Source organism: Streptosporangium sp. H13245 (assembly GCF_055690525.1).
The window spans coordinates 167,605-193,755 of the sequence record NZ_JBSZKT010000001.1 but is presented as its reverse complement, the minus strand read 5'-3'; the positions used below and the strand labels follow the sequence as shown (position 1 = coordinate 193,755).

The following is a 26,151-nucleotide window of genomic DNA, read 5'->3' as shown; positions in this document are numbered from 1 at the left end:
CGGCAGGTGCCCGCCGCCGCCTAGAGTCGGTTCGTGAGCCCCGACAGCGAGGAGAGCGAGGACCGTGACGCCGTGCTGCACGCGGTGAGCTCGGCCGTCCTCGCGGTGACCAGGCACCTGTCGGTCCGGGAGGTGCTCCAGGTCATCGTACGGTCGGCGCGGCGGCTGCTGGACGCCCGCTACGCCGCGCTGGGCGTGCCCGACGACCAGGGGGCGTTCGCCGAGTTCGTCGCCGAGGGCATCTCCGACGAGCAGTGGGACGCGATCGGGCCGATGCCCCGCCAGCACGGCATGCTCGGCGCCATGCTGCGCGAGGGCACGCCGGTCCGGCTGCCCGACATCCGCAGGGACGCCAGGTTCGAATACTGGCCGCGCGCCCACCCGGTGCTCAAGGACTTCCTCGGGGTGCCGATACTCGACGGGGACGAGGTGCTCGGCATCATCTTCCTGTCCAACAAACGGGCCCCCGGCGGCTTCACCGAGGCCGACCAGCGGCTGCTCACCATGTTCGCCGCGCACGCCGCGATCGCCCTCACCAACGCCCGCCTGTACGAGCGGAGCCGGGAGCTCACCCTGGCGGAGGAACGCACCCGGATGGCCAGGGAGCTGCACGACGCGGTGACCCAGAAGCTGTTCTCGCTGCGCCTCACCGCGCAGGCCGCCGCGTCGCTCGTCGTCGACGATCCCGTACGGGCGCTGCGGGAGCTCGACCGGGTGGAGCGGCTGGCGGGAGAGGCGCTGGCCGAGCTGCGCGCGGTGATCGTGGAGCTGCGCCCGGCCGAGCTCGACCGGCACGGCCTGGCCGAGACGCTCCGCAAGCACGTCCGCCTGCTCGACCGGCTCCATCCGGCCGCGTTCTCGTTCGAGGAGTCCCCGGTGTGCGAGCTCGAACCCGCGATCGAGGTGGCCGTCCTGCGGGTGGCCCAGGAGGCCCTGCACAACGCCTCCAGGCACTCGGCGGCGCGCGCCGTCGGGGTGCGGCTGGGCTGCGAGGGCGGGTGCGTGGTCCTTGAGGTGAGCGACGACGGGGCCGGGTTCGACGTGACCGCCGCCGCGGGGCGGGGGCTGGGCATCGCCTCGATGGGCGACAGGGCCGAGGCCGTCGGCGGGAACGTGCGGGTGAGGTCGGAACCCGGCGGGGGCACGCTCGTCCGGATGGAGGTGCCCCTGTGAGCCGTGGTCCGGAGGGGCCCGTGGCCCGCGACGCTGGCAGAGGTGGCCGTGTGAGCCGTGGTCCGGAGGAGTCCGTGCGGCCCGCGACGCTGACGGAGGAGCCCGTGCGGCCCGTCGTTCGTGGTCCGGGTGGGGGTGCGGTGTGATTCGTGGTCCGGAGGGGCCTGCGCGGTCCGCGACGCTGACGGAGGTGGCCGGGTGATCCGTGTCCTGATCGCCGACGACCACCCGGTCGTCCGGCAGGGCCTTCGTACGTTCCTGGACCTGCAAGAAGACCTCGACGTGGTCGGCGAGGCCGCCGACGGCGCCGAGGCGGTCGCCCTGGTGGAGTCTCTCGCCCCCGACGTGCTGCTGCTCGACCTGAGGATGCCGGTCCTCGACGGACTCGGCGCGCTGCTCCTGCTGGGGGAACGGGAGCTGTCGCCGAGGGTGCTCGTGCTGACCTCGGTCAGCGACAGGGGCGACGTGGCCCCGGCGATGCGGGCGGGCGCGGCGGGCTTCCTCTACAAGGACGTCGAACCGGCCGCGCTCGTGCACGCGATCCGGTCGGTGTACGGCGGCCAGGTGCTGCTCGCCCCCGAGGCGGCCGAGGCGATGCTGTCCGGACCCGGGCCCGTCCAGGCCGCGCGGGAGGGCGGGCACGAGGGCAGGCAGGTGGCGCCGCTGACCGACCGGGAGCGCGAGGTGCTCACGCTGATCGCGTCCGGCCGTTCCAACCGGGAGATCGCCAGGCAGCTCGCGGTGGCGGAGAAGACGGTGAAGACCCACGTCTCCAACGTGCTGATGAAGCTGGGCGTGCAGGACAGGACCCAGGCCGCCCTCTACGCGGTGCGGAACGGCCTGGCCTGACGGCGGGGTGGGCCCTGCGGCGTCAGGTGTCCTTCTTCTCCTCGCGCCGGTCCGGCGGCGGCGGGGGTGGGGGCGGCGGGGGTGGCGGTGGTGGCGGGTTGTAACCGCCCCCTCCGTTCTTGGGTTTGGGTCTGGGCGGCGCGGGATGGACGATCTTGGTTTTGACCGTCTTGAGGTAGTACCAGTGAGGGAAGGCCAGCCGCTCCCATTCCGAGCGGCCGAGGTCTCCGCCCCCGGTTGGGACGTTCCAGGTGTCGGCGCCGAGCTTGGCGACCGCGGTGCCCTTGGTCCGCTTGTTGAGCTTGACCCAGATGCGTACCGTGTCCGATTCGCCCTTATCAAGAATCCACGGCGTCACGCACCAGAAGCCGTCGTCGTAGAAGTCGCAGTCGGTGCCTTTGGGGCCTTTGTAGTAAACGGTGTCGTTAATACCTTTTGGCAGGATGGTCCCGCCGACGTAGTAGTAGTCGGCCTTGCTGGGCCCCCGGTTGGTGACCTTGACCTCGTACATGAACTCGCGGCCGTTCCTGACCCGTTTCGGGGCCTTCACCGAGACCTTGAACGCCGACCACGGCCTGTCCAGCCGCGCCCCGGACGGGGTCGCGGCGGCCGGGGGCAGGACTCCGGAGGGAGCGGAGGACGGCGCGTTCGTGGTGGCGGCCGAGGCGGCGGGGACGATCGCGAGCGGAGCGATGAGGCTGAGACCTAGAAGCGTGCCGAAGCTTCGGCGCATGGGCGTCTCCGCACGGGCTAGGGGTGATCGTAGTCACCATTTGTTTCATGAATTATGTCGTAAGCAGGACACGCCGGAATAGTGAATGATCTACCTGGACATTAGTTGTTTGCGTATCTTTGGTTACTCGGGGATACCAGTGCCTCACGGCTGGACAACGGGGAGGCTCACGTGCCGGACACGAACCCGCTGCGCAGGGAGGACCCCGAGTCACTGGGCGACTACCGGCTGCTCGGCCGTCTCGGCGAGGGAGCGCAGGGCGTGGTCTACGCGGGCCGGGGCCCCGACGGGGTGATGGTCGCGATCAAGCTGCTCCATCCCCGGCTGAGCGACACCGGCATGGACGGCGACCGGTTCCTCCGCGAGGTCTCCGCCGCCCGCCGGGTGGCGCCGTTCTGCACGGCCCAGGTGCTGGGCGCCCACATGGACGGCGACCGCCCCTACATCGTGAGCGAGCTGGTCGAGGGTGTATCCCTGCAGCGGGTCGTGCAGTCCGAGGGGCCCCGGGGCGGCAACGTGCTCCACCGGCTCGCGGTCGGTACCGTGACCGCGCTGGCCGCGATCCACCGGGCGGGCATCGTGCACCGCGACTTCAAGCCCAGCAACGTGCTGCTCGGCCCCGACGGACCCCGCGTGATCGACTTCGGCATCGCCAGGGCCCTCGACTCGGCGATGACCGTGACGAGCGGGGTGGTCGGCACCCCCGCCTACATGTCGCCGGAACAGGTCTCCGGGCATCGCGTCGAGCCCTCGTCCGACATGTTCAGCTGGGCCCTGACGATGACGTTCGCCGCGACCGGGCGGCCCGCGTTCGGCCAGGACAGCGTGCCCGCGGTCATCTACAGGGTGATGAACGAGACCCCGGACCTGTCCGCGCTCCCCGACGCCCTGCGGCCGATCGTCGCCTCCTGCCTCAGCAAACAGGCCGAGGAGAGGCCCAGCGCCTCGGAGGTGCTGTTCGCGCTCCTGGAAACCCAGTCCGACGAGCCTTCCGCCACACCGCCCGCTGTACCGCCCGTGTCGCCCGTGTCCGCGCCCCCTGTCGTACCGCCCGCGCCGTCCGCGCCCCCTGTCATGCCGCCCGCGCCGCCCGCCGTGCCGCCCGTGTCGCCGTCATCAGTGTCACCCGCTGTATCGTCCGTGCCACCCGCCGTACCGCCCGCCGACGAAAGGCCGCCCGCTCCCGAGACACTGTGGGTACGGCCGTCGGGGGAGGACCGGGAGGGCGGGCGTGCTCCGGGCGGCCGGGCGGACGCTCCCGGTGGCCGTCCCGGCGACGCCCCGCGCGGCGGGCCCGACGCGGCCCCCGATGCCTCCCGGAGGCGCTCCGGTGCCCCGGGCGGCCCTCCGCTCCCGCCCAACCCCTTCGCCTCCCCCGCCGGGCCCGCGCGCTACCCCGGCAATCTGACGCCCGTGGGCCGTCGGCCCGCCTCACCTCCCGCGCCGCCCGAGGGGGCCTACCCCCCGCCGCCGCCACAGCGCCCGGATCTCTTCGGCGACGCGGCCCCCGCAGCGCCCGGCGAACGCGGCAAGCGGCGCAGGCGCGCCGTCCTCGTGACCGCAGCGCTCTCGGGAGCCCTGACGCTGGCCGCCGCCGCGCTGGTGGCGGTACCGAACATGCGGGGCGACCTCGCGGCCCCCGACGACCCCCCGGTCACGCGGAGCGCCCTGGCAGGAGACGGTACGCGGAAGCCGCCGCCCCCGGCGGCCGTCTCCCAGACCCCCTCCGTACAGGCCACGCAGGTCACACAGGCCCCCACACCCGCCACCCAGGCCCTGACCCCAGCGCCCACGGCGAGCCTCACGACCGCCCCGACCTCGGGGCCGTCCGAGCCGCCCACCCCACCGGCCCCGGTGGTGACCTTCGGCGGCCAGGACGGCAAGACGCTCAAGGGGCACACCAAGGCCGTCCAGTCTCTCGCCAACGTCAGAATCGGGAAGAGGCCCACGGTGGTCTCGGGCAGCCAGGACGGCTCGCTCGGGCTCTGGGACCCGGCCAGGCACAAGGGGCTTCACCGGCTCCGCGGCCACCGGGGCGAGGTCTACGCGGTCGCCACCGTCACCTTCGGCGGGAAGCCGTACGCGGTGACCGGTGGCTACGACCACTCCGTCCGCCTGTGGAACCTGAAGTCCCGCAAGAGCAAGGCCCTGGGCCACCACCCCATCGCGGTGTTCGCCGCCGCGGCAGGCACCGTGAACGGTTCGCCGCTGGCCGTCACCGGGGACGGAGACGGCACGCTCTACTTCTGGAACCTGAAGAGCCGCAGGCTGCTCAAAACCATCTCCGCGCACCGCAACGACATCAACTGGCTCGCCTTCGGCAAGATCGGCAAGCGGTCCGTCGTCGTGTCCGCCAGCGCCGACGAGACGCTGGGCATCTGGGACCTCGTCACCAGGAAGCGGTACGGCAAGGTCTACAGGGGGCACAGCGGACCGGTCTTCTCGGTGGCCTTCGGCAAGCTGGGCGACCGCACCGTGATCGCCTCGGGCGGCAAGGACAAGAAGATCAGGATCTGGGACCCGAAGACGTCCAAGACCATCGGCAAGCCGCTCGGGGGTCACGGCGGCAACGTCTACTCCCTGGCGTTCGGCGACGTCGGCGGTCGCACCGTGCTGGTCTCGGGCAGCACGGACGGGACCGTCCGGCTCTGGGACCCGGCCGAGGGCAAGCCCCTCGGCAAGCCGGTCAAGGCCCACCGGGGCGGGGTGTACTCGGTGGGCGTCATCACCGTCGGTGACCGTACGCTGGCCGTCTCGGCGGGCAGGGATCGCGCCGTCAAGCTCTGGAAGCTCACCTCCGACCGGTAGTCCTTGGGTTTCCGAACCGTCAGACAAGCTCGGTGATGGAGTGGTGGGCCACCACCCGGGCCCGGCGTACCGCGCGGTCGAGCTCGCGCAGGGCCTCACCGCGTACGGCGATCTGGCCCGACGTGAGCCCGCGGTCGTCGGCGACGCGGAGCACCGCGGCGAGGCGGGCGGCCAGGGCGGCGACCCGGTGGGCCCTGGCGGGATAGCCGGGAGCCAGCCCGTCGTCCACGATCTCCAGCCGCCGGTGCCCCTGAGCCGGGCCCTCCACGCCGAGCAGGGCGTCGGTGGCCACCCGCATCGCGCGGGTCAGCTCGTGCTCGGCCTCGGCGAGGGAGGGCAGGTCGGGGGCCGCGGTACGGGCCTCCAGCACGGTCCAGCGAACCCCGGCGTACGATGACCCGCGGCGGTCGTTTACCGGGATCAGGCCGAGGCATCTGTCGGGAAGCACGGCTGTCGCCGCCTGCCCGGCCTCGATGGCCGCGGAGTTGAAGGGGGGCGGTCCGGTGAGCCCGAGTGGGTCGCCCGCGATGGGAAGGGCGAGTCGCAGCGACTTCATGCCCTCGATCCGCAGGTCGGCGAGGAATCCGCGGAGGGGTAGGTCGCCGGTCTCACCGGCGACGAGTTGGGGGCCTGCCTGCCGTTCAACGCGGTCGGCGGCCTCGTCGAGGCCGACCTGTCCGGCGAGCCAGGCGTTGCCCCAGCAGACCAGGGTGGCCGAGATCGGTGAATCAGGGTGCACCGATCCACGATATGCGCTTGTCCTGCAATAGGTTTTGTTCCAGCGATTCACAAGGAGGCGTAAGGGATGGGCGGTCAGGTGCTTCGGCTACAGGACGTCACCGTCCGCAGGGACGGAGCGGCCCTGCTGCGGGAGATCGACTGGACCGTTCACGAGGACGAGCGGTGGGTCGTCATCGGTCCCAACGGCGCGGGAAAGACGACGTTGCTGCAGGTGGTCGGGGCGATGCTGTTCCCCACCGAGGGCGTCGTCGAGATCCTGGGCGAGCGGCTCGGCCAGAGTGACGTCTTCGAACTGCGGCCCCGCATCGGGCTCGCGAGCGCCGCGCTGGCGGAGAAGGTGCCGCCGGAGGAGAAGGTCATCGACCTGGTGCTCACGGCCTCGTACGCCATCCTCGGCCGCTGGACGGAGGAGTACGACTCCCACGACGTCACGCGCGCCGTCGAGCTGATCGACCAGTTCGGCTGCGCCCACCTGATCCGGCGCCGGTTCAACACGCTGTCCGAGGGGGAGCGCAAGCGGGTCCAGATCGCCCGCGCGCTCATGCCCAACCCGGAGCTGCTGCTGCTGGACGAGCCCGCCGCGGGCCTGGACCTGGGCGGGCGCGAGGACCTGGTCCGCCGCCTGTCGATGTTCGCGCACGACCCGAAGGCGCCGACCATGGTGCTGGTCACCCACCACGTGGAGGAGGTGCCCAGCGGGTTCACCCACGCGCTGCTGCTCCGGCACGGTTCCGTGGTGGCCCAGGGTCCGATCGACCAGGTGATGACCGCGGAGAACCTGTCGCGCACCTTCAGCGTCCCGCTCACCCTGGACCGGGGGCGCGACGGCCGCTGGTACGCGCGGGCGCACCAGCTCTGAGGGTACGTCGGAGGTGAAGGCGCGCTGGCTGTGAAGGCGTACCGACTGTGAAGGTGCGCCGGGCTTTGAAGGTGCGCCGAGCTTTGAGGGGCCTGTTCCGGGACGGCCCCGAGACGGTTCCGAGATCGTTTCGGTCGTTCAAAGGCCGGTGAAGGGAAAAGCAAATATCCTGCCGGGTCAAGAGTTCCGCGTGACTCGACCGCCCGGGATGGTTCATGGAAGCGCTTGTCGCCGTACTCGTCGTCGTGGCCGTGGCGGCGTTCGCCGTCTACCGGACGGTTCGCGTCGTACCGCAGGCCACGGCGGGTGTCGTGGAGCGGTTCGGGCGCTATCACAGGACGCTCGCTCCCGGGCTGAACCCCGTGGTGCCGTTCATCGACCGGATCAAGGACATGGTCGACCTCCGCGAGCAGGTCGTCGCCTTCCCGCCGCAGGCGGTCGTCACCTCCGACAACCTCGTCGTCTCTGTCGACACGGTCGTCTCCTTCCAGGTGACCGACGCCCGCGCGGCGACCTACGAGATCGCCAACTTCCTGGTCGCCGTCGAGCAGCTCACCGCGATCACGTTGCGTGACGTGGTCGGCGGGATGAGCGTGGACCGCGCGCTGGCCTCCCGCGAGGAGGTCGGCGCCGAGCTGCGCCGGGCGCTCGACGACGCCACGGGCGCGTGGGGCCTCCGCGTCGGCCGGGTCGAGCTGAAGGCGATCGACCCGCCCGTCTCCGTCCAGGAGTCGATGGAGAGGCACGCCCGCGCCGACCACGACAGGCGGGCCGCGCTGCTCGCGGCCGAGGGGGAGAAGCGGGCGGCCGTCCTCGCCGCCGAGGGGCGGCGGCAGGCCGCCGTACTGACGGCTCGCGGCGAGGCGGAGGCCGCCGTGCTCAGGGCTCAGGCCGACGCCGAGGCCAGGGCGACGCGGGCCAGGGGGGAGGCCGACGCGATCGGCCTGCTCTTCCGCGCCGTCCGCGAGGGCGGGCCCGGCCTGGAGCTTCTCGCCCACGAATACCTGCGGGCACTCCCCGAGGTCGCCAAGGGGAACGCCGGAGGGTTGTGGATCGTCCCACCGGACCTGAGACGGGTCCTCGAAAGCCTCACGAACCTTCTCCCGGAAGAGGACGGGCTCCCGGGCAAGGAGACGCCCCAGGACCAGGACCAGGACCAAGGCAAGGATGAGCCTTCGGGCAAGACGGCGTTCGCCGACCTGGGCGGGTTCTCGGGCAAGGCGACGTTCCCCGACCCGGGCTAGCCGGACCAGGACCAGGAGCAGGCCAAGAACCAGGACCAGGACCAGAAGCAGGCCAAGGACCAGGACAAGGGCGAACCTTCGGACACGGAGAGGGCCCCGGACAAAGACACCCCCGTTAAGAACACCCCCGCCACCGGCCGGCCCCCGATCTCCTCCTAGCATCCGGTGAGTGCCGTGCACCTGCCCTGGGCGCGAGCCTTACCAGTGAGGGGGAGCGCATGACGCCGTGGGAGGCAGCCGCGATCTTCGTGGCCGGCATCGGGGCCGGGGGCATCAACGCCGTCGTCGGTTCCGGGTCTCTGATCACGTTCCCGACGATGGTCGCGCTGGGCATGCCACCGGTCGTCGCCAACGTCTCCAACACCGTCGGCCTGGTCCCCGGGTCGCTGACCGGCGCGTTCGGCTACCGGGCGGAGCTGAGGGGGCAGCGGCGGCGGCTGGTCAGGCTGGCGGTCCCCTCGGTGATCGGCGCGGTGATCGGCGGGGTTCTCCTGCTCTACCTTCCCGCGGAGACGTTCGACGTCGTGGTGCCCGTCCTGATCGGCCTGGCGTGCGTGCTGGTGGTGATCCAGCCGAGGCTCAACAAATGGCTGAACGCCCGGCGGGAGCACGCTCACCCGCACGGCGGCCCCTGGCTCTGGGCCGGTGTCTTCGGGTGCGGCATCTACGGCGGCTACTTCGGCGCGGCCCAGGGCGTGCTGCTCATCGGGCTGATGGGCACCTTCCTCGACGACCGCCTGCAGCGGATCAACGCGGCCAAGAACGTGCTCGCGCTGCTGGTCAACGCGGCCGCCGCGCTGCTGTTCATCGCGGTCGCGGAGGTCGACTGGCTGGCGGTCCTGATGGTGGCGCTGGGGGCCGCGATCGGCGGTTTCCTCGGTGCGAAGGTCGGCAGGAAGCTGCCCGCCCCGGTGCTGCGCTGGTTCATCGTCTGCATCGGAGTGGTGGCGATAGTCAAACTGGTGTACGGGTGAACCTGCCCGCTAACGGGTACCTATTCAGGTATGAAAGGTGACAAAGTCGAGGTTGTCATCGACGCAGGAGACAGTTCCCGTACCTACGAGGTCAGCGCCACCAGAGCGGGGCGCCGCGTTGAGGTGGCCAACGCCCGAGGCGGCGTCGTCGAGGTGAGCGAGGTCACCCGGAGCGGAACGGCCGTGCGCACCGCCCGCTTCATGTCCAGCCGTATTCTCGCCCTGGTCGAACACCCCGCCGACGGCAAACCGGCATAGGCCGGTCCGGCGGCGGGCCGCTTTCTCGTCACGCCTGGGTGGGGCGTATTCGTCACGCCTGGGCGGGGCGCAGGCGTGCGACGGACCGGCCGGGGATCAGTTCTGCGCGGGACGGACCTGGAGCACCCCGTCGCGGCGTACCCGGGTCTCGAAGGACGGCTGGGGAGCGGTGGCCGGGCCGTGCACGACGGCCCCGTCGGAGAGCCTGAAGGTGCTCCCGTGCCACGGGCAGACCACGCAGGCGGTGCCCTCCTCCGAGATCAGACGCCCCTGGTGGAGCGGGCCCGCCAGGTGGGCGCACTGGTCGGCGAGCACCGTGACACCGGCGCCGACGCGCAGCACGAACAGGTCGATGTAGCCGAGCCGCCTCGTCACCGGCCGCCCGTCGGGCAGGTCGCCGATGTCGCACAGGTCGTGCCAGCCCAGCGGGACCAGGTGGGTGACGGACTCCGCGTGGTTGGCCCCGGCCGCCTGCCGGTAGGCCAGGTGGCCGCCGAGGTAGCCGCCCAGGCTCGCGGCACCCAGCCCGGCGAACGACAGCACCCGCCCGGTCCGGTCGCGCCCGGCCATCCGGAACACCAGCGAACCCGCGTAGAGCCCGAGGGCGGTCAGGTTGGCGATCGCGTGCACGAACCCCACCCGCTGCTGCTCGCGGTGGAGCGCGGACCAGTCGGTGACGCCCGCCGCCACCGCGGGCATCGCGGTGGCGAGCCCCCCGGCGACCAGCACCCGCGACGCCCGGGGGTCGGAGCGGGTCACGTCGAGCACCGCCGTCGCCGCCCAGAGCCCCAGGCTGAGGTTGGCGAGCGGTGGATGGAGCGGTTTGCCGATCGGCACCCCGTGGAGCAGGTCACGCAGCGGTCCTGGGCCTATCCGCCGGCGTACTGCCTTGGCCAGCACGCGGATCGGCCTGTCGGCCCTGGGTGAGCGCTCGATCCGATCGGTGAGCTCGACCCCGGGCACCAGACGTCTGAAGGTCCGGCGTCCTGTTTTGACGGTTTCCTTCACCATCGCCCCCTTCTCGACCCATAGGGACCTACCCGAGAACGGCGTTATGCACGCGCCAAATGCCCCCGGCTGACGGAGAGAGCGATGATCTCGGTGGCGTAGGCGCCCAGTGTCGCCGACCCCTCCTCGATGATCTTCACCTTCTCCAGCACCTGCTCGGCCGTCACCTTGTACAGCGACCAGGTGCCGCCCTCGTTGTGGTGGTTCGCCATGATGGGCGCGATCCGGTCGAGGGCCTTGGCGAACCTGGCCTCCGGTGTCGTGCGTTCCTCGAACTCGTCCCAGAGCTCGCGCAGCCGCGCGGCCTGGTCGTCGGGGAGCAGCCCGAAGATCCGGTCGGCGGCCTTGCGCTCGATGCCCAGCTGGGCCTCGACGGCCGAGGCGTCGTAGATGAACGTGTCTCCCGCGTCGATCTCGACGATGTCGTGGACGAGCAGCATCGCGACGACCCTGTCGAGGTCGGTGCCCGGTGGTGCGTGCTCGGCCAAGACCATCGCCAGCATGCCCACGTACCAGGAATGCTCGGCGTCGTTCTCGCGCCGCGACCCGTCCATGAGGGTGTTGCGGCGGACGATGCGTCTGAGCTTGTCGATCTCCATGGCGAAGGTGAGCTGAGCGTGCAGACGGTCCTGTGCTGGAGGGGTGGTCACGCGCGCAAGCCTAATGCGCGTCGATCCCGCTTTTCCGAGCGATCATGGGATCACGCCCGGCCGAGTGTGACGGGAACCCCGTTGAACACGGCGTTTCCCGAGGGTACGTCCACGACGGAATCATCTGTCAGCGTGTTCGCGTTCACCCCCGGGTGCCTGGCGGCCACCGGTTGCGCGCTGCCGGAGTGCCCCCACCCGTGGGGCAGGCTCACCACCCCCGGCATGATCGTGTCGGTCGGCTCCAGCGGGACGACCAGCTCACCGGCGGCCGAGCGCACCACGGCGTGCTCGCCCAGTCCGAGCCTGCTCACGTCGTCCGGGTTGATCTGCAGGGTGCATCGGTTGGTCCCGCCGACCAGTGGTCCCACGTTGTGCAGCCAGCTGTTGTTGGAGCGCAGGTGGCGACGCCCGATCAGCACGATCTCCGCGGGCGGGACGGCGAGCCGCCCGCGCAGCCGCGCGGCGTCCTCGGCCAGCTGCGCCGGTGCCAGCTCCACCCGCCCCGAGGCCGTACGGACGATCTCCGCCAGCCGGGGCTCCAGCGCGCCCAGGTCGATGCCGTGCGGGTTCGCCAGCAGGGTGGCCAGGGAGAGCCCGTACGGGCCGAGCCTGAGCATGGCGTCCAGCCGCGTCTCCGCCCCGCTGTCACCGGTCAGGGAGGCACGCAGCTCGGCCGGGTCGGCGCCCTCCACCGGAGAGCCGGGCGTCTCGACGGCCCCGCGGAGCATCCGGTCGAGGATCAGCTCGTCGAGCGGGGCCGGGTCGGCGTCCGCGCCCTGTCCCGAGGCGATCATCGCCAGCCGCGCCAGGATCTCGGCCTCCGACGGGCGTCCCGGCTCCAGCGGAAGGACCGGCGGGGAGAACCTCGCGTAGTTGCGAACCGCGAAGGACAGCAGCGCCAGGTCGTAGTGCGGCGACTGCGTCACACGCGGCGGCGGCAGGATGACGTTCGCGTGCCGGGTGGTCTCGTTCAGGTACGGGTCCACGCAGACCATGAACTCCAGGTCGCGGAAGGCCCGGTCCAGCCGGGGCCCGCCCGGCGCCGACAGCACCGGGTTCCCGGCCACCACGACCAGCCCCCTGACCTGCCCTTCCCCCGGCGTCTCGATCTCGTCGGCGAGGGTGGCCACCGGGATCTCGCCGTTCGCCTCCGGCAGCCCCCGGACGCGGCTGTGCCAGCGTCCCGTGACGTACGGCCTGCTCCGGCGGCCGTTCTCCACCGCGGTCTTCGCGAACATGACCCCGCCGGGACGGTCGAAGTTGCCGGTCAGGACGTTGACGACGTCGACCAGCCACTGCGCGACGGTGCCGAACTCCGCGGTGCAGGTGCCGATGCGGGCGTAGACGGCGGCCGTCGGGGCCGAGGCCAGCTCGCGCGCCAGCCGTACGATCTCCCCGGCGGGCACCCCGCACATCGGGGCCACCGTCTCGGGGGCGAAGTCCTCCGCCAGCCGCCGTACCTCGTCCAGCCCGTTGATCCCGACGCCGCCGATGTCGGCGCCGACCGAGGTGAGGTCCTCGGCGAGGAGGGTGTGGACGATGCCGAACAGCAGATAGGCGTCCATCCCGGGGCGGACGAACAGGTGCTCGTCGGCGAGGGCGGCGGTGCGGGTACGGCGCGGGTCGACGACCACGAGTTTGCCGCCGCGCCCGCGCAGCGCCCTGAGACGGCCGGGGAAGTCGGGGGCGGTGCAGAGCGAGCCGTTGGACTCCAGCGGGTTGGCGCCGAGCATCAGCAGGTAGTCGGTGCGGTCCAGGTCGGGCACCGCGATGGCGAGCGGGTCGCCGAGCATCAGGCCGCAGGAGACGTGCTTGGGCATCTGGTCGGCGGTGCTCGCGGAGAAGACGTTGCGGGTGCCGAGGGCGCGGATCAGCGGCTTGCCGTACAGGGCACCGGCCATGGAGTGGGCGTTCGGGTTGCCGAGGTAGACGGCGAGCGACCGGCGGCCGTGGGCGTCGATCACGCCCCCGAGGCCCTCCTCGACCGTACGGAACGCCTCCTCCCAGGACGCCTCGCGCCACTCGCCGCCCGTACGGATCATCGGGACGCCCAGCCGGTCCGGGTCCTCGTCGAGGCGGCCCAGGCTCGCGCCCTTGGGGCAGATGAACCCCTTGGAGAAGGGGTCGTCCCGGTCGCCCTTGACCGAGGTGACGTGCCCGGCGTCGTCGAGGGTGAGCCGGAGACCGCAGACGGCCTCGCAGAGGGGGCAGGTCCGGTGGGCTGTTCTCATCGGCACTCCTGGGTTCGGCGAGTGAACTCATCATGGCCGCCACCCCGGGACGGGAAAAGCCCCGGAGCCCGAACTCCGGGGCCTCCCGTCTCCCGGCTTCCGGCGAACCGGGTATCTGTGTCTACGCCGCCCGTTGCCTGCCGGGGAACTCGCCGGGCCCGGGAAGCGGGACGGTGGTGAAGCGGGTGCCGGGCTCCTCCTCCGCGGACTCCACGGCCCGACTGACCCGCAGGCTCACCCAGTCAGCCCGCCCGTAGAGCCGGTCGAGGCCCATCGGGGGACCGGTGGCCTCGTCCCCTCGGACGATCTCGACGGTCAGCAGGTTCGCCCACCTGCCGTGCCGGGAGACCACGGCGTCGCGGGCGTAGCACGCCGCCGCGATCTCGGCGGAGAAGGCGTCGAAGTCCTCGGCGCAGGTTCCGGCCCTGGCGAGGACGAGCGCCTTCTCCCCGGCGGCGGAGGGAGTGATCCACAGGACCAGCGGCAACCGGCCCGAACGGGTGTGTATCCCGGTCTCCGCGCACGCCCGCTGGATGCGGTGCCGGGAGACCAGGCACCACACGTGCGCGATCACCCAGCTCCTCCCGAACCCGGAGGCGGCGGGGACACCGGCGGCGCAGACCACGACGAGAAACGGCCACCAGTCGCCCTCCGCGAGTGAGAGGACCACGGTGACCGTGAGGAACGAGGCGGCGGCGAGCAGGACGACCTCCGTCCGCCAGCGCCACAGCCGGACGAGGAGGCCCGCCCGGCTGGGAGGCCGTCCGCAGGGGCGGCCCCGGTGTCCGCCGCGGGCGTCACGCCGCGACATCGCCGCTCACCTCCTTGTCGGGGACGGGCGCCAGGGCGAGGGCGGGAGCGGCGGTCCGCTCGGCCTTGAGGAGGTCGAACCGGGGCTCGCGGTAGTGCCTGGCCCCGAAACCGGTCCTGGTCACGGTCCAGCCGAGCCGGTAGGCCCATTCATCCTGGTCCATGCAGAGCTCTCGGTCGCTCACATAGATCAGGTCGAGGATGAAGGTCTTGATTCCGTGGGTTCTGTTGGTACGGTGGAAGGACATAGGAGACTCCCTTCGTGGCTTTGACGCGGAGTTCTTGTGCCAACCGGGTCGGTGGCCGCCGACCCGGTGTTTTTTTGCGCCCGATCAGGACGCCGTCTTTTACGCGTGCGACTATGGGCCGTCGCCGGCCGAATTCCCGTGCTCCCCCTGCCGGCCTCCCCGCGTCAACTCCACGTCGCCGCCGCGTGCGACTCGCGAAGGTCCCCGACGATGCCCCCGGATGACCACCGGTGGCTCCCCCCGGCCTTTCGAGAACCTTCCTGTTCTGATAGTCGCTCAGCATAGATTTGGCTGCAAGACTTGCCGTAAGGAAAAAAGCAATCATCTTGCGCGGATGCACTGCAATCATCTGTGTAATTTGCACTATCATTCGTCGGGTTCCTGTTGGGGCCGTGACACCCGCCCGCCCGTCATGGTGAGGAGGTCGTGATGCCGCAGCGTGGCAGTCCAGCGCTCCGCCGACGTCGGCTGGGTCTGGAGTTGCGCAGGCTCCGCGAGAGCCTGGACATGACCGGCGACGAGGTGTCCGACCGCCTGGGGTGGTCGACCGCGAAGGTCAGCCGCATCGAGAACGCCAAGACACTGGCCGGACCGGCCGACGTCGAGGCGCTCGTCGAGCTCTACGGGATCGAGGGGGACCTCAGGGAGGTCCTGGTCGCGCTTCGGCACGACGCCGCCCAGAAGGGCTGGTGGGAGAAGTATCGAAACTCCGTCCCCGATGACTACATCACGCTCATCGGGATGGAGGCGGAGGCCACGGTGATGCGAAACTGGGAGCCTCAGATCGTGCCCGGCCTCCTCCAGACGGAGGACTACGTCTGGGGCGTCATCCAGGCGAACCAGCATGCCAGCCAGGTTCCGCCGGGCTGGATGCAGGACCGGGTCGAGATGCGCATGGCGCGGCAGCGCACACTGCTTCGCGTGCGCGACCCGCTGACCCATGTGAGCGTGTTCCACGAATCCGTGCTGAAGAACCAGTACGGGGACGCCCGCGTCATGCGTGACCAGCTCGTGCACCTGATCGAGGTCTCGGAGCTGGAGCACGTGGAGATGAGAATCCTTCCCCAGCGCGTTCCGCCGCCGGTGTCCACCGGCGCGTTCCTGCACCTGACGTTTCCCGATTTCCAGGACGTCGTCTACGAGGAGTCCCTCCCCGGAGGACGGTTCGTCGAGGACGCGGGAATGGTCTATCTGTATGAGCGGGCCTTCGGGCACCTGGTGGAACGGGCCCTCGACGAGGCGGCCTCACAGGAGCTGATCAGAAAGACAATCGAGTACTGGGAAAGTTAGTGGCGGGTTGACGCCCGCCGCTAATCCGTCGTTTTCGGAAAGAATGATGAACGCGAATAATCACAACGATGTGATCTGGAAGAAGAGTGCGCGGAGCGGCACCAACGGCAACTGTGTCGAGGTGGCGAAGTTAGGCGGGGGACACGTGGGGCTCCGCGACAGTAAGGACCGGTCCGGCCCTGTTCTCGTCCTCACTCCCAGCCAGTGGAACTCCTTCGTGGGCGATGTGAAGGACGGGGAGTTCGACATATAGCAGAAGCGGCCCTGGCACTCATCCAGGAGAACAAGAGCCGCCCCGCTGTGATTGTTTTGTTTTCATCGTTTCCGCTCGCCGGATGGATTGACGGCCCGCCGGTCGAGCAGGGAAGAATCATCGCACACCGGGAGACCGTGCCGGATACGGTGCGCTGTCTGGACATGCTTAATGCCTTGCAAGTTCTTCGTTACACCTTCATCCTTAAGATGCCTTATGGCACCTCATGGGAGAAGAGGTGAGTTGTGTCTGATGTTGACCTGTCTGGAGTGATGTGGACGAAAAGTCGGCGGAGCGGGCTCAACGGTAACTGTGTCGAGGTGGCTCACCTGCCCGGACGGGGATTCGCGGTCAGGGACAGCAAGGACAGGGGCGGACCGGTGCTGGTCTTCGGCGGGTCCGGGTGGATCGCGTTCGTCGCGGCGGTGAAGGGCGGAGACTTCGATCTCTGAGTGACCGTCCTTCCGGGACCGGGGGCTTGCCCAACGGCGGGACAGCCCCTTTCGTGTGTCCGGGAAAGGGCGGGAGAAGCCGTACGGCCCGCACTCCCGGGGAGACGCGAGCCGTACGACCGTACGAGTGACTATCCGGCGGTGACGCCGAGGCCCTGGGCGACGCCCTGGCCGAGGTCCTTGTGGACGTTCGTCCAGTACTCGACGACGCGCTTCTTCGTCTCGGCGGTGACCTCCGGGGCGGAGGCGTGGCCGACGACGTTGCTCACCAGGTGGGAGCGGTCGGTCTCGGACAGGACGTTCTCCCACAGGGCGCGGGGCTGGACGAAGTCGTCGTCCTCGCGGTGCAGGGTGTAGGCGGAGCGGATGATCTCACCGGTCACCTGGTAGTGCTCGCCCTCGTACAGCGCCGGGTCGGCCGCGGGGCCACCGGCGGTGTTGGGGGCGTAGACCGGGTCGCCCGGATTGGCGAGGCGCATCTGGCCGTCCTTGTTGTAGCTGTGGACGGGGATCCTCGGCGCGTTGATCGGCAGCTGCTGGTAGTTGGCGCCGATGCGGTAGCGGTGGGTGTCCGGGTAGGAGAACAGCCGGCCCTGGAGCATCTTGTCCGGGGACGGGCCGATGCCCGGCACCAGGTTGGACGGCTCGAAGCCCGCCTGCTCGACCTCGGCGAAGTAGTTCGCCGGGTTGCGGTTCAGGACGAACCTGCCGATCGTGATCTCGGGGTAGTCGGCGTGCGGCCACACCTTGGTCAGGTCGAACGGGTTGAACCGGTAGTCGGCGGCGGCCTCGAACGGCATGATCTGGACGTTCACCGTCCAGGACGGGTGGTCGCCGTTCGCGATCGCGGTGTGCAGGTCGCGGATGTGGAAGTCGGTGTCCTGCGCGATGACCGCGCCGGCCTCGGCGTCGGTGAAGTTCTTGATGCCCTGGTCGGTCCTGAAGTGGTACTTGACCCAGAACTTCTCGCCACCGGCGTTGTACCACAGGAAGGTGTGCGAGCCGAAGCCGTGCATGTGGCGCCAGGACGCCGGGGTGCCGCGGTCGGTCATCAGGAACGTCACCTGGTGCGCGCTCTCCGGGGAGAGCGTCCAGAAGTCCCACTGCATGTCGTGGTCGCGCAGGTTGGTGTCGGCGCGGCGCTTCTGGCTGTGGATGAAGTCGGAGAACTTCTGCGGGTCGCGGATGAAGAAGATGGGCGTGTTGTTGCCGACGAGGTCGTAGTTGCCCTCGTCGGTGTAGAACTTCAGCGCGAAGCCGCGCGGGTCGCGCTGGGTGTCGGGGCTGCCGAGCTCACCGGCGACCGAGGAGAAGCGGATGAAGAGCGGGGTCTCCTTGCCCTTGGCGAACAGGCCCGCCTTGGTGAACTGGCTGACGTCCTCGGTGATCTGGAGGACGCCGTGCGCGCCGCCGCCCTTGGCGTGGACCACCCGCTCGGGCACGCGTTCCCGGTTGAAGTGGGCCATCTTCTGGATCAGGTAGTGGTCCTGCAGCAGCAGGGGCCCGTTCGGGCCCACCGACTGGGAGTGCTCGTCACTCGGCGCGGGAATTCCCGCATCGGTGGTGGTGATGGGCCTGGTGCTCATAGAGGTTCCTCCGGGGTTCTCTTCATCGAGTGTCTTCGGAACGACAGCCGGGGCACACGCCCCAGAAGATCACGTCCGCCTCGTCGACCAGGTATCCGGCGTCGGAGACCGGGTCGAGGCAGGGGGCGTGGCCGACGGCGCAGTCCACGTCGGTGACCCTCCCGCACTCGCGGCAGACGAGATGGTGATGGTTGTCATTGATTCGCGTCTCGTACCGGGCAGGACTGCCCGCCGGTTCTATCCGCCGGAGGAGCCCGGCCCGGTGCAGCGCGCGCAGGGAGTCGTAGACGGCCTGCAGGGAGACCTGGCCGACACGACCGCGCACACCGCGATGGACGGCGTCCACGTCGAGGTGGTCGCCCTCCCGCACGGTCCGCATGATCGCCAGCCGGGCCGCGGTCACCCGCAGGCCCGCCTGCCGGAGCAGGTCCTCGTCCTCCATGACCACACCGTACGACCTATACCTGAACGATTCAAGTTAACGAGCTGCTCCAGTTTCGATGAGACAAATCTGGTAGGGCGAGTTCTGACACAGGTGATGGGTGAGATGGCATCCTCGGATACCGATGGACACGCACACAGCTCGCCGCCTCGCCCTGGCCGCCGCGATCACCGCCTCAGCCGTGCTTCTCGCGGCCTGCTCCGCGGCCGAGTCGGCCGCCCCCGAATCGTCCCCCGACGTCGTGGAGGAACCGGCCGAGACCACCGAGGCCGACCCCACCCCCACGCCCGAGCGCAGACCGTACACCATCTCCTTCGGCGGGGACGTGCACTTCGAGGGCGTGTTGCGGACCCGGCTGAACACCGATCCGAAGACCGCGCTCGGCCCGATCGCCAAGGTGCTCAAGCGCTCCGACCTGGCGATGGTCAACCTGGAGACCGCGATCACCACCGGCGGCACCCCCGCCCCCGGCAAGCAGTACACCTTCCGCGCCCCGGCGGCGGCGCTCACCGCGCTGAAGGCGTCCGGGGTGGACGTCGCCTCCCTGGCGAACAACCACGGCATGGACTACATGCAGAGCGGGCTGAAGGACACCCTCGCCGCCATCAAACGGTCCAGGTTCCCCGTCGTGGGCGTGGGCGGCGACGAGGCCGAGGCGTACAAGCCGTGGCGGACGACCGTGAACGGCAACCGCGTCGCCATCATCGGCGCGACCCAGGTGCTGGACGCGGAGTTCGTCCAGGCGTGGACGGCCTCGGGCGACCAGGGCGGCCTCGCCTCGGCCAAGGACGAGGCGCGGCTGATCCAGGAGGTGCGCAGGGCGCGCAAGAACTCCGACACCGTGATCGTCCACCTGCACTGGGGCACCGAGCTGCAGAAGTGCCCCAACGAGGCGCAGCGCGGCCTGGCGCCCCGGCTGGTCGCGGCCGGAGCGGACGTCGTCGTCGGCGGCCACGCGCACATCCTGCTCGGCGCCGGATACCTGAAGAACAGCTACGTCAGCTACGGCCTGGGCAACTTCGTCTTCTACAACTGGGGCCCGGACACCGGCAGGACCGGCGTGCTCACCCTGACGATCAACGGCCGCAAGGTGCTCAAGGACCAGTGGACCCCGGCCACCATCCAGGGCGGGGTGCCGATCCCGCTCGCCGGGACCGGGCGGCAGCAGGCCATCGCGGGCTGGAAGGCACTGCGCGACTGCACCGGCCTGACCGCCAGGCCCGGCCAGTCCGGGTGACCCGGCGACCTCGCCCGGCCCGCCGGAGGTGGAGAAATCTCGCGATTGACGAATAAGCACTGACCCCGGCGTGTCAGGGGGGCAAGATGGGGTGGTGTCCACCATGTCCTGCGAGGAGCCCGGCGAGGCTCCACTGCGGCGTCAACCCACCCAACGACGGAGCGCGCGACGTGTCGAGCGGATGCTCGACGCGTGTGCCGACCTGCTGGACGAGATCGGCTATGACGCGCTCTCCACCACGAGGATCGCCGAGCGCGCGGGGGTCGCGATCGGTTCGGTCTACCAGTTCTTTCCCGACAAGCGGGCACTCACCCAGGCGGTGACCCGGCGCCACGTGGAGGGGTTCGTCTCCCGCATCGGCAGGCGCTTCCTGCTGGAAGACTACAAGTGCTGGTGGGACGCGGTCGACGCGATCATCGACGAGTACGTGGAGATGCACAGGACCGTGCCGGGTTTCCGGTCCCTGCACTTCGGCGACGTGGTCGACCTCAACCTGCTCGACGCCGTCTCCGACAACAACACGGTGATCGCCGGACGGCTGCGCGGGCTTCTCCTTCAGGAGTACGGGCTCGCCGACAGCGAGGAGTTCGACCTGGCCATCCTCGTCGCGGTGGAGGCCGGGGACGCCGTGCTCAAGCTGGCCTTCCGGCGCGATCCGAACGGTGCCCCGGAGATCGTGGCCGAGGCCAAGCGCCTCATCCGCGGCTACCTGAACCGCCAGTTCGCCCGCGTCTCCGCCTGAGCGGGACCGGGCCGACGGTTCCCTCCGTGTTTTGATGTGCGGGCCGTCAGTTAGCCCGTGTCCTGGCTTGAGAGATGGTTTCCCTGTGTTTCGGTGCACAGCTCGTCAGTTAGCCCGCGTCCCGGCTTGAGTGGGACCGGGCCGATGGTTCTCGCGTGTTTTGGTGTACGACTCGTCAGTTCGCCTGAGTCTCGGTCTGAGGGGGACCTTCACCGGGAGGCGCACCGATGTCCTCCGGCGGGCTCTCGGCGCCGGTCGCGTCCGGCGCGGTGAACGTCTCCTCCCGTGCCTCCCCCTCCTGATGCCGCCTGCCCCGGCGTTCGAGCTGGGACCACCGCTCCGGGGGAGCCGCCTCGGTCATCCCGGCCCCCGGGCGCCCCTGCGCCGTCAGCCTCTGCTCCACGGGCTCCCGTACGTCCTGCCCCGGCGTTCCCGGCCCCCGCGCGTCCCGTTCCCGGGGGTTCCGCGCCTGCGGGACCCGCTCCTGGACGACGTGTCTCCGCGCGCGCGGCCGCCTCTCGTGCGGCCGCCCCTCACCCGCCACCGGAACGGGCACGACCGTCGCAGGTCCCGACGATCGCGTCTCCGGCGTCCCCGGCTCGTCGCGGGACCTCACGGGAGGCTCGCAGTGCTCGCGGCCGGACGAGGTGATCGGCTGGAGCCGCCGCCCCCGGTAGATCCGTTCGATCTTCCTGATCCGGGCGGCGAGCCTCTCGTCGCGGATCCGGTTCTCCAGGGTGACCAGCTCCCGGTGCGCCTGCCCGATCGCCTCCATCTTGACCGACAGGTATCCGGCGGACCCCGGAACGACCACCGAGAAGGCCAGAAGAAGGGCCAACGTGAACGATGTCTGTCTGGACATGACCATCGCGGCTCCTTCCCGTGACACGTTTCTCTGGCGGAACTCGTTGCTCATATGCCCGTTTTGCTGGGGAAAAACGCGCAGAGTAGTCGTTCGTTTGCCTAAGGTAACGTGGCCAATACCTGCCGTTGGCCGTACGCGGTCGAGCGCCGCTCGGTACTCTCGCGATGTGGCGCATGTGACACGTGAGCAACTTGATCGATTGCTTGAGCAGGCACTTCTGGCCGACGATCACGAAGACCTGGCCCGACGACTCGAAGCCCTGGTCGAGGCGTACGCGTCCGGCGACATATCACGGGCGGCGATCCTCGTGCTCGCCGCCGAGGAGTGGCGGCAGGCCGGACAGCCAGCTCGGGCATTCGACTGCTTCCAGCGGGCGGTGGACGACGGCGGCGAGGTGAGCGTCGATCCCCGGGCGGGGATCGCCGACACCCTCTTCGAGCTCGAACGACCGGACGAGGCGAGGGAGGTGATCGCGGCGATCCGCGCAGTCGGTGACGTCACCGCGGCCACCGCCCTCACGGTCGCCGAGACCCTCGTCGCCTACGGCGATCTCGGGGAGGCCCATCAGTGGGCGACCGAGGGGGCGCACCGGGCGGTGGAGGGCAGCGGCGAGCACATCGCCCTGCTCAGGACCCGCTACCGGATCCGCGTCGACCTCGGCCTCCCCGAGGACGAGCTCGACGCCCTCCTGGACGCCTCGCACTGACGTCTGGCCCTGGCCTGACACGCGGCAGGGGAGGGTCGTGCCCCGTGAGGCACGACCCTCCCCCGTGAGGATCCGGCGGTGGACCGGTCACCGGTCCACCGCCCTCTACCGCGTGCTTACCTAGCGTCGAGGTCCGTGAGCGTCCCCTCCAGCGCGGGCAGGGTGACCGCCGCGGTGCCCTCCGTCGTGGCGCCGCTCGTGGTGGCTTCCGTCGCGGTCCCACCGGTCGCGGGAGCGTCCGGCACCGCGGGGGCCTCCGGGCGTACGGCGGCCGGCGGCTCCACCGCGGGCATGTCCTCGGCGGCGGGCATGTCGGCGGTGGGCATGTCCTCGGCGGGCGGCAGGTTCTCGACGACGGCGTCCGCCGGGGCGGGCAGGGGCATCGGGGGCGCGGGCTCGCCGACCGGCATGTCCGGCGTACCCGGTGCGACCGGTGCCTCGACGAGCTCGCCGGGCGCCGGGGGCACCGGGGCCCGCAGCCAGCTGATGCCGTCAGCGGGGGCACCCGGCGTGCCCGGCAGGCCGGGCAGGTCCGGCGCCTCGGCCATGACGCTCACCCACGAGTTCGTCCACTCCTGGCTGGGGAGGCTCGACAGCCCGAAGGGCAGGGCGTGGAAGCCGGTACCCGCGGCGACGCCCCCGGCGTCGGCGAAGCTGAGCACGGCGGAGGGCTGGGAGAGCTGGGGCAGGCTGGTGACGCGTGCGAGCCGGTCCGCGGTCGCGGGCGTCTCGTCGGCGGTCACCGGTGCCACGGCACCGTCCACGACCACCGGAGCCATCGCGTCGTTCACCGCCGGTGTCTCCACCGTCGGAGCCTCGGCGTCGTTCACCGTCGTCGGCGTCTCCGGCGTCTCCGCCGAAGGCACCTCGGTGCCGCCCATGGTCGTCGCCTCGCCGGTGTTCACGGCCGGCGGCGTCACGGCGCCGTCCGTGATCGGCGGTGTGACGGTGCCGTCCGCGACCGGTGCCCCCTCGGGGGTGGCAACGGTCCCGGCGGCGCCGATCTCCTCGCACGTGGGATCCACCGGTCCGGGCGCCCCCAGCACCCTCGTCGTCCCCTGCTCCGGGCAGGGCGCGACCTCCGCCGATGCCGGAGAGATCATCGTCAAGCCGGCGCCGACCGTGAGCACCGCCACCGCGAGGACTCCCCGGATGTTCCGTGATGAGTTCGACATGCGCATCCCCCTGTTGCGTTCGGTAATCCGATGGAAACCGAACGTAACAGGGGGGTCTCGCCCAGGGGCGTGCTTAACGCAATGGTGGTCAAGTCATTACCGGCCCCGTCCGGGCGCGGTCAGGCCCTCACCGGGCCGATGACCAGGGAGTCGTTCGCCTCGTCGAGGTCGACCAGCACCTCGTCGCCGTCCTGGACCTCGCCGGAGAGCACCTCCTTGGCCAGCTTGTCGCCGATCGCGGACTGGACGAGGCGGCGGAGCGGACGCGCGCCGTACAGCGGGTCGTAGCCCGTGAGCGCCAGCCAGTCGCGGGCCACCGGGGTCACGGTCAGCGTGAGCCGCCGGTCCGCCAGGCGCCTGGCCAGGTGGGCCACCTGGAGGTCCACGATCCTGGACAGCTCCTCCGTGCCGAGCGCGTCGAACTGGATCACGTCGTCGAGCCGGTTGAGGAACTCCGGCTTGAACGAGCTCCTGACCGCGGTCATCACGGCGGTCCGCTGGGCCTCCTTCGTCATGCCCGGGTCCACGAGGAACTGCGAGCCGATGTTGGAGGTGAGGATCAGGATCACGTTGCGGAAGTCGACCGTCCGGCCCTGGCCGTCGGTGAGCCGCCCGTCGTCGAGGACCTGGAGCAGGATGTCGAAGACCTCCGGGTGCGCCTTCTCGACCTCGTCCAGCAGCACCACGCCGTAGGGCCTGCGCCGCACGGCCTCGGTGAGCTGGCCGCCCTCCTCGTAGCCCACGTAGCCGGGAGGGGCCCCCACCAGGCGCGCGACGCTGTGCTTCTCGCCGTACTCGCTCATGTCGATGCGGACCATCGCCCGCTCGTCGTCGAAGAGGAAGTCGGCCAGCGCCTTGGCCAGCTCCGTCTTGCCGACGCCCGTCGGGCCGAGGAACAGGAAGCTCCCGGTCGGCCGGTCCGGGTCGGAGATGCCCGCCCGCGCCCGCCGTACGGCGTCGGAGACCGCCTCGACCGCCTGCCGCTGGCCGATCAGCCGCCTGCCGAGCTCCTCCTCCATACGGAGCAGCTTGCTGGTCTCGCCCTCAAGCAGCCGGCCCGCGGGGATGCCGGTCCACGAGGAGATCACCTGGGCGATGTCGTCGGAGCCGACCTCCTCCTTGACCATGGGGTCCTCGGGCTGGGCGGCCTTGCTGGCCTCGGCGAGCTCGGCCTCCAGGTTGGGCACCTCGGCGTACATCAGCCGCGAGGCGGCCTCGAAGTCGCCGTCGCGCTGCGCGCGCTCGGCGGCGCCCCGCACCTCGTCGATCTGCTTCTTCAGGTCGCCGACCCGGTTCAGCCCCGCCTTCTCCCGCTCCCAGCGGCCGACCAGGGCGTTGAGGTCCTCCTGGCGGTCGGCGAGCTCCCTGCGGAGCCGCTCCAGCCTCTGCAGGCTGCTCTCGTCGGTCTCCTTGGCGAGCGCCAGCTCCTCCATCTTCATCCGGTCGACGTTCCGCTGGAGCTGGTCGATCTCCACCGGACGGGAGTCGATCTCCATGCGGAGCCGGGAGGCCGCCTCGTCGACGAGGTCGATCGCCTTGTCGGGCAGGAACCTGGAGGTGATGTAGCGGTCGGAGAGCGCCGCGGCGGCCACGAGCGCGCCGTCGGAGATCTGGACCTGGTGGTGCGCCTCGTAGCGGCCCTTGAGGCCGCGCAGGATGGCGATGGTGTCCTCGACGGTGGGCTCGCCCACGTAGACCTGCTGGAACCGCCGCTCCAGAGCCGGGTCCTTCTCGATGCGCTCGCGGTACTCGTCCAGCGTGGTCGCGCCGATCATCCGCAGCTCGCCGCGGGCCAGCATGGGCTTGAGCATGTTGCCCGCGTCCATCGCGCCCTCGGCGGCACCCGCGCCGACCATGGTGTGCAGCTCGTCGATGAAGGTGACGACCTGGCCGTCACTCTCCTTGATCTCCCCGAGCACCGCCTTGAGGCGCTCCTCGAACTCGCCGCGGTACTTGGCGCCGGCGACCATCGCGCTGAGGTCGAGGGCGATCAGGCGCTTGTCGCGCAGGCTGGAGGGGACGTCGCCCGCGACGATCCGCTGGGCCAGCCCCTCCACCACGGCGGTCTTGCCGACGCCGGGCTCGCCGATGAGCACCGGGTTGTTCTTGGTACGGCGGCTGAGCACCTGGATGACGCGCCGGATCTCCGAGTCGCGGCCGATCACCGGGTCGAGCTTGCCCGCCCTGGCCCGCTCGGTCAGGTCGATCCCGTACTTCTCCAGCGCCTGGTAGGTGTCCTCGGGCGTCTCGCTGGTCACCCTGGCGTGCCCGCGCACCTTCTCGAAGGCGTCGAGCAGCGCGTTCGGGCTCGCGCCGTTCGCCTTGAGCAGCGTGGCGACGGGGCCGCCGTCGGTGGCGAGGCCGACCAGCAGGTGCTCGGTCGAGACGTAGTCGTCCTCAAGCCCGCGAGCCCGCTGGGCCGCGGTGTTCATCACGGTGAGGAGCTGCCGGGAGCTCGACGGGGCGCTGACCGTGGAGCCCTGCGCTTTCGGCAGGGCCGCGAGCTGCTTCTCGGCCTCGACCCTCAGCCGCTTCCAGTCGGCGCCCACCGCTTCGAGCAGGGGTACGGCGGTGCCACCGGTCTGGGTGAGCAACGCGGTGAACAGATGGGCCGGGGCGACCTCGGGATTGCCTTCGGCGGCCGCCCGCCTGATGGCGGAGGAGACCGCCGCCTGGCTCTTCTGGGTGAGCTTGTAGTCCATGCTTGTCAGGCCTCACTCGAAAGTGCTGGGTCATGGCGACGCCGGAGCGCCGCCGTGTCGGCGGCGACGTCGGCGTACCGCTGTGCGATGGCGACACCGGCCCGGCGCGTCCTCG

The 26,151-nt window shown here is 70.6% G+C and carries 25 protein-coding genes; 13 read left to right on the top strand and 12 right to left on the bottom strand.

Going from position 1 to position 26,151, the window contains the following annotated elements; translation table 11 throughout:
* Window positions 1–33: 33 nt before the first annotated feature.
* Both ACW9TB_RS00940 and ACW9TB_RS00935 read left to right on the top strand, forming a co-directional pair.
* On the top strand, window positions 34–1,173 hold the full coding sequence (locus ACW9TB_RS00940) for a GAF domain-containing sensor histidine kinase (protein WP_472745966.1): 1,140 nt from the start codon (window positions 34–36) through the stop codon (window positions 1,171–1,173).
* A gap of 198 nt (window positions 1,174–1,371) precedes the next feature.
* Window positions 1,372–2,022, top strand: coding sequence for a response regulator (locus tag ACW9TB_RS00935; protein WP_472745965.1), 651 nt, complete (start codon window positions 1,372–1,374; stop codon window positions 2,020–2,022).
* Window positions 2,023–2,044: 22 nt separating this feature from the next.
* On the opposite strand, the gene ACW9TB_RS00930 is transcribed toward ACW9TB_RS00935, so the two are convergent.
* Complete coding sequence (locus ACW9TB_RS00930) at window positions 2,045–2,755, bottom strand: hypothetical protein (RefSeq protein ID WP_472745964.1); 711 nt, start codon at window positions 2,753–2,755, stop codon at window positions 2,045–2,047.
* Window positions 2,756–2,926: 171 nt separating this feature from the next.
* On the opposite strand from ACW9TB_RS00930, the gene ACW9TB_RS00925 reads away from it, so the two are divergent.
* Window positions 2,927–5,563, top strand: a complete 2,637-nt coding sequence (locus ACW9TB_RS00925; RefSeq protein WP_472745963.1) for a protein kinase domain-containing protein — start codon at window positions 2,927–2,929, stop codon at window positions 5,561–5,563.
* Window positions 5,564–5,582: 19 nt separating this feature from the next.
* On the opposite strand, the gene ACW9TB_RS00920 is transcribed toward ACW9TB_RS00925, so the two are convergent.
* Complete coding sequence (locus ACW9TB_RS00920; protein ID WP_472745962.1) at window positions 5,583–6,302, bottom strand: hypothetical protein; 720 nt, start codon at window positions 6,300–6,302, stop codon at window positions 5,583–5,585.
* Between the two features lie 66 nt (window positions 6,303–6,368).
* Between ACW9TB_RS00920 and ACW9TB_RS00915 the strand changes: the two genes are divergently transcribed.
* From ACW9TB_RS00915 to ACW9TB_RS00900, 4 genes are all read left to right on the top strand, one after another.
* The gene (locus ACW9TB_RS00915) at window positions 6,369–7,163 is read left to right on the top strand and encodes an ABC transporter ATP-binding protein (protein ID WP_472745961.1); all 795 of its coding nucleotides are present in this window, start codon (window positions 6,369–6,371) and stop codon (window positions 7,161–7,163) included.
* Window positions 7,164–7,378: 215 nt separating this feature from the next.
* Window positions 7,379–8,407 (top strand): SPFH domain-containing protein, encoded by a 1,029-nt coding sequence (locus ACW9TB_RS00910; protein ID WP_472745960.1) that lies wholly within the window; start codon window positions 7,379–7,381, stop codon window positions 8,405–8,407.
* 218 nt (window positions 8,408–8,625) lie between these two features.
* Window positions 8,626–9,381, top strand: a complete 756-nt coding sequence (locus ACW9TB_RS00905) for a sulfite exporter TauE/SafE family protein (protein ID WP_472745959.1) — start codon at window positions 8,626–8,628, stop codon at window positions 9,379–9,381.
* Between the two features lie 30 nt (window positions 9,382–9,411).
* Entirely contained in the window at window positions 9,412–9,639 is a 228-nt protein-coding gene (locus tag ACW9TB_RS00900; RefSeq protein ID WP_329088968.1) for a hypothetical protein, read from the top strand.
* Window positions 9,640–9,735: 96 nt separating this feature from the next.
* On the opposite strand, the gene ACW9TB_RS00895 is transcribed toward ACW9TB_RS00900, so the two are convergent.
* The 5 genes from ACW9TB_RS00895 to ACW9TB_RS00875 all read right to left on the bottom strand — a co-directional run bounded on the left by ACW9TB_RS00895 (window position 9,736) and on the right by ACW9TB_RS00875 (window position 14,586).
* On the bottom strand, window positions 9,736–10,650 hold the full coding sequence (locus tag ACW9TB_RS00895) for a Rieske (2Fe-2S) protein (protein WP_472745958.1): 915 nt from the start codon (window positions 10,648–10,650) through the stop codon (window positions 9,736–9,738).
* Between the two features lie 41 nt (window positions 10,651–10,691).
* Entirely contained in the window at window positions 10,692–11,246 is a 555-nt protein-coding gene (locus tag ACW9TB_RS00890) for an HD domain-containing protein (protein ID WP_472746519.1), read from the bottom strand.
* A gap of 101 nt (window positions 11,247–11,347) precedes the next feature.
* Entirely contained in the window at window positions 11,348–13,528 is a 2,181-nt protein-coding gene (locus ACW9TB_RS00885) for a molybdopterin-dependent oxidoreductase (protein WP_472745957.1), read from the bottom strand.
* A 121-nt stretch (window positions 13,529–13,649) separates the two neighbouring features.
* Entirely contained in the window at window positions 13,650–14,339 is a 690-nt protein-coding gene (locus ACW9TB_RS00880) for a hypothetical protein (protein ID WP_472745956.1), read from the bottom strand.
* Window positions 14,326–14,586 carry a hypothetical protein gene (locus tag ACW9TB_RS00875; protein WP_472745955.1) on the bottom strand — a complete coding sequence of 87 codons (261 nt, stop codon included), beginning with the start codon at window positions 14,584–14,586 and terminating at the stop codon, window positions 14,326–14,328. Before ACW9TB_RS00875 ends, ACW9TB_RS00880 begins: the two co-directional genes overlap by 14 nt.
* A 429-nt stretch (window positions 14,587–15,015) precedes the next feature.
* On the opposite strand from ACW9TB_RS00875, the gene ACW9TB_RS00870 reads away from it, so the two are divergent.
* The 3 genes from ACW9TB_RS00870 (at window position 15,016) to ACW9TB_RS00860 (ending at window position 16,581) form a co-directional block, all read left to right on the top strand.
* A complete protein-coding gene (locus ACW9TB_RS00870) occupies window positions 15,016–15,876 on the top strand; it encodes a helix-turn-helix domain-containing protein (RefSeq protein WP_472745954.1) in 861 nt (286 codons plus the stop codon).
* 43 nt (window positions 15,877–15,919) lie between these two features.
* Complete coding sequence (locus ACW9TB_RS00865; RefSeq protein ID WP_472745953.1) at window positions 15,920–16,129, top strand: DUF397 domain-containing protein; 210 nt, start codon at window positions 15,920–15,922, stop codon at window positions 16,127–16,129.
* 272 nt (window positions 16,130–16,401) lie between these two features.
* Window positions 16,402–16,581 carry a DUF397 domain-containing protein gene (locus ACW9TB_RS00860; RefSeq protein WP_472746518.1) on the top strand — a complete coding sequence of 60 codons (180 nt, stop codon included), beginning with the start codon at window positions 16,402–16,404 and terminating at the stop codon, window positions 16,579–16,581.
* A gap of 131 nt (window positions 16,582–16,712) precedes the next feature.
* Here the strand turns inward: ACW9TB_RS00860 and ACW9TB_RS00855 are convergent, their stop codons facing one another.
* Together ACW9TB_RS00855 and ACW9TB_RS00850 are read right to left on the bottom strand one after the other, a co-directional pair.
* On the bottom strand, window positions 16,713–18,167 hold the full coding sequence (locus ACW9TB_RS00855; protein ID WP_472745952.1) for a catalase: 1,455 nt from the start codon (window positions 18,165–18,167) through the stop codon (window positions 16,713–16,715).
* A 22-nt stretch (window positions 18,168–18,189) separates the two neighbouring features.
* Entirely contained in the window at window positions 18,190–18,609 is a 420-nt protein-coding gene (locus ACW9TB_RS00850; protein WP_472745951.1) for a Fur family transcriptional regulator, read from the bottom strand.
* A 124-nt stretch (window positions 18,610–18,733) separates the two neighbouring features.
* Between ACW9TB_RS00850 and ACW9TB_RS00845 the strand changes: the two genes are divergently transcribed.
* Both ACW9TB_RS00845 and ACW9TB_RS00840 read left to right on the top strand, forming a co-directional pair.
* Window positions 18,734–19,846, top strand: a complete 1,113-nt coding sequence (locus tag ACW9TB_RS00845) for a CapA family protein (RefSeq protein ID WP_472745950.1) — start codon at window positions 18,734–18,736, stop codon at window positions 19,844–19,846.
* A gap of 103 nt (window positions 19,847–19,949) precedes the next feature.
* Complete coding sequence (locus ACW9TB_RS00840; RefSeq protein ID WP_472746517.1) at window positions 19,950–20,588, top strand: TetR/AcrR family transcriptional regulator; 639 nt, start codon at window positions 19,950–19,952, stop codon at window positions 20,586–20,588.
* A 175-nt stretch (window positions 20,589–20,763) separates the two neighbouring features.
* On the opposite strand, the gene ACW9TB_RS00835 is transcribed toward ACW9TB_RS00840, so the two are convergent.
* Window positions 20,764–21,450, bottom strand: a complete 687-nt coding sequence (locus ACW9TB_RS00835) for a hypothetical protein (RefSeq protein ID WP_472745949.1) — start codon at window positions 21,448–21,450, stop codon at window positions 20,764–20,766.
* 202 nt (window positions 21,451–21,652) lie between these two features.
* Here ACW9TB_RS00835 and ACW9TB_RS00830 point away from each other — a divergent pair, with 202 nt between their 5' ends.
* Window positions 21,653–22,159, top strand: coding sequence for a hypothetical protein (locus ACW9TB_RS00830; RefSeq protein WP_472745948.1), 507 nt, complete (start codon window positions 21,653–21,655; stop codon window positions 22,157–22,159).
* A gap of 116 nt (window positions 22,160–22,275) precedes the next feature.
* Here ACW9TB_RS00830 and ACW9TB_RS00825 read toward each other — a convergent pair whose 3' ends face one another.
* Together ACW9TB_RS00825 and clpB are read right to left on the bottom strand one after the other, a co-directional pair.
* Window positions 22,276–23,334: a hypothetical protein gene (locus tag ACW9TB_RS00825; RefSeq protein ID WP_472745947.1), complete on the bottom strand. Its 1,059-nt coding sequence runs from the start codon at window positions 23,332–23,334 to the stop codon at window positions 22,276–22,278.
* A 119-nt stretch (window positions 23,335–23,453) separates the two neighbouring features.
* Window positions 23,454–26,036 (bottom strand): ATP-dependent chaperone ClpB, encoded by a 2,583-nt coding sequence (clpB, locus tag ACW9TB_RS00820; protein ID WP_472745946.1) that lies wholly within the window; start codon window positions 26,034–26,036, stop codon window positions 23,454–23,456.
* Window positions 26,037–26,151 lie beyond the last annotated feature (115 nt).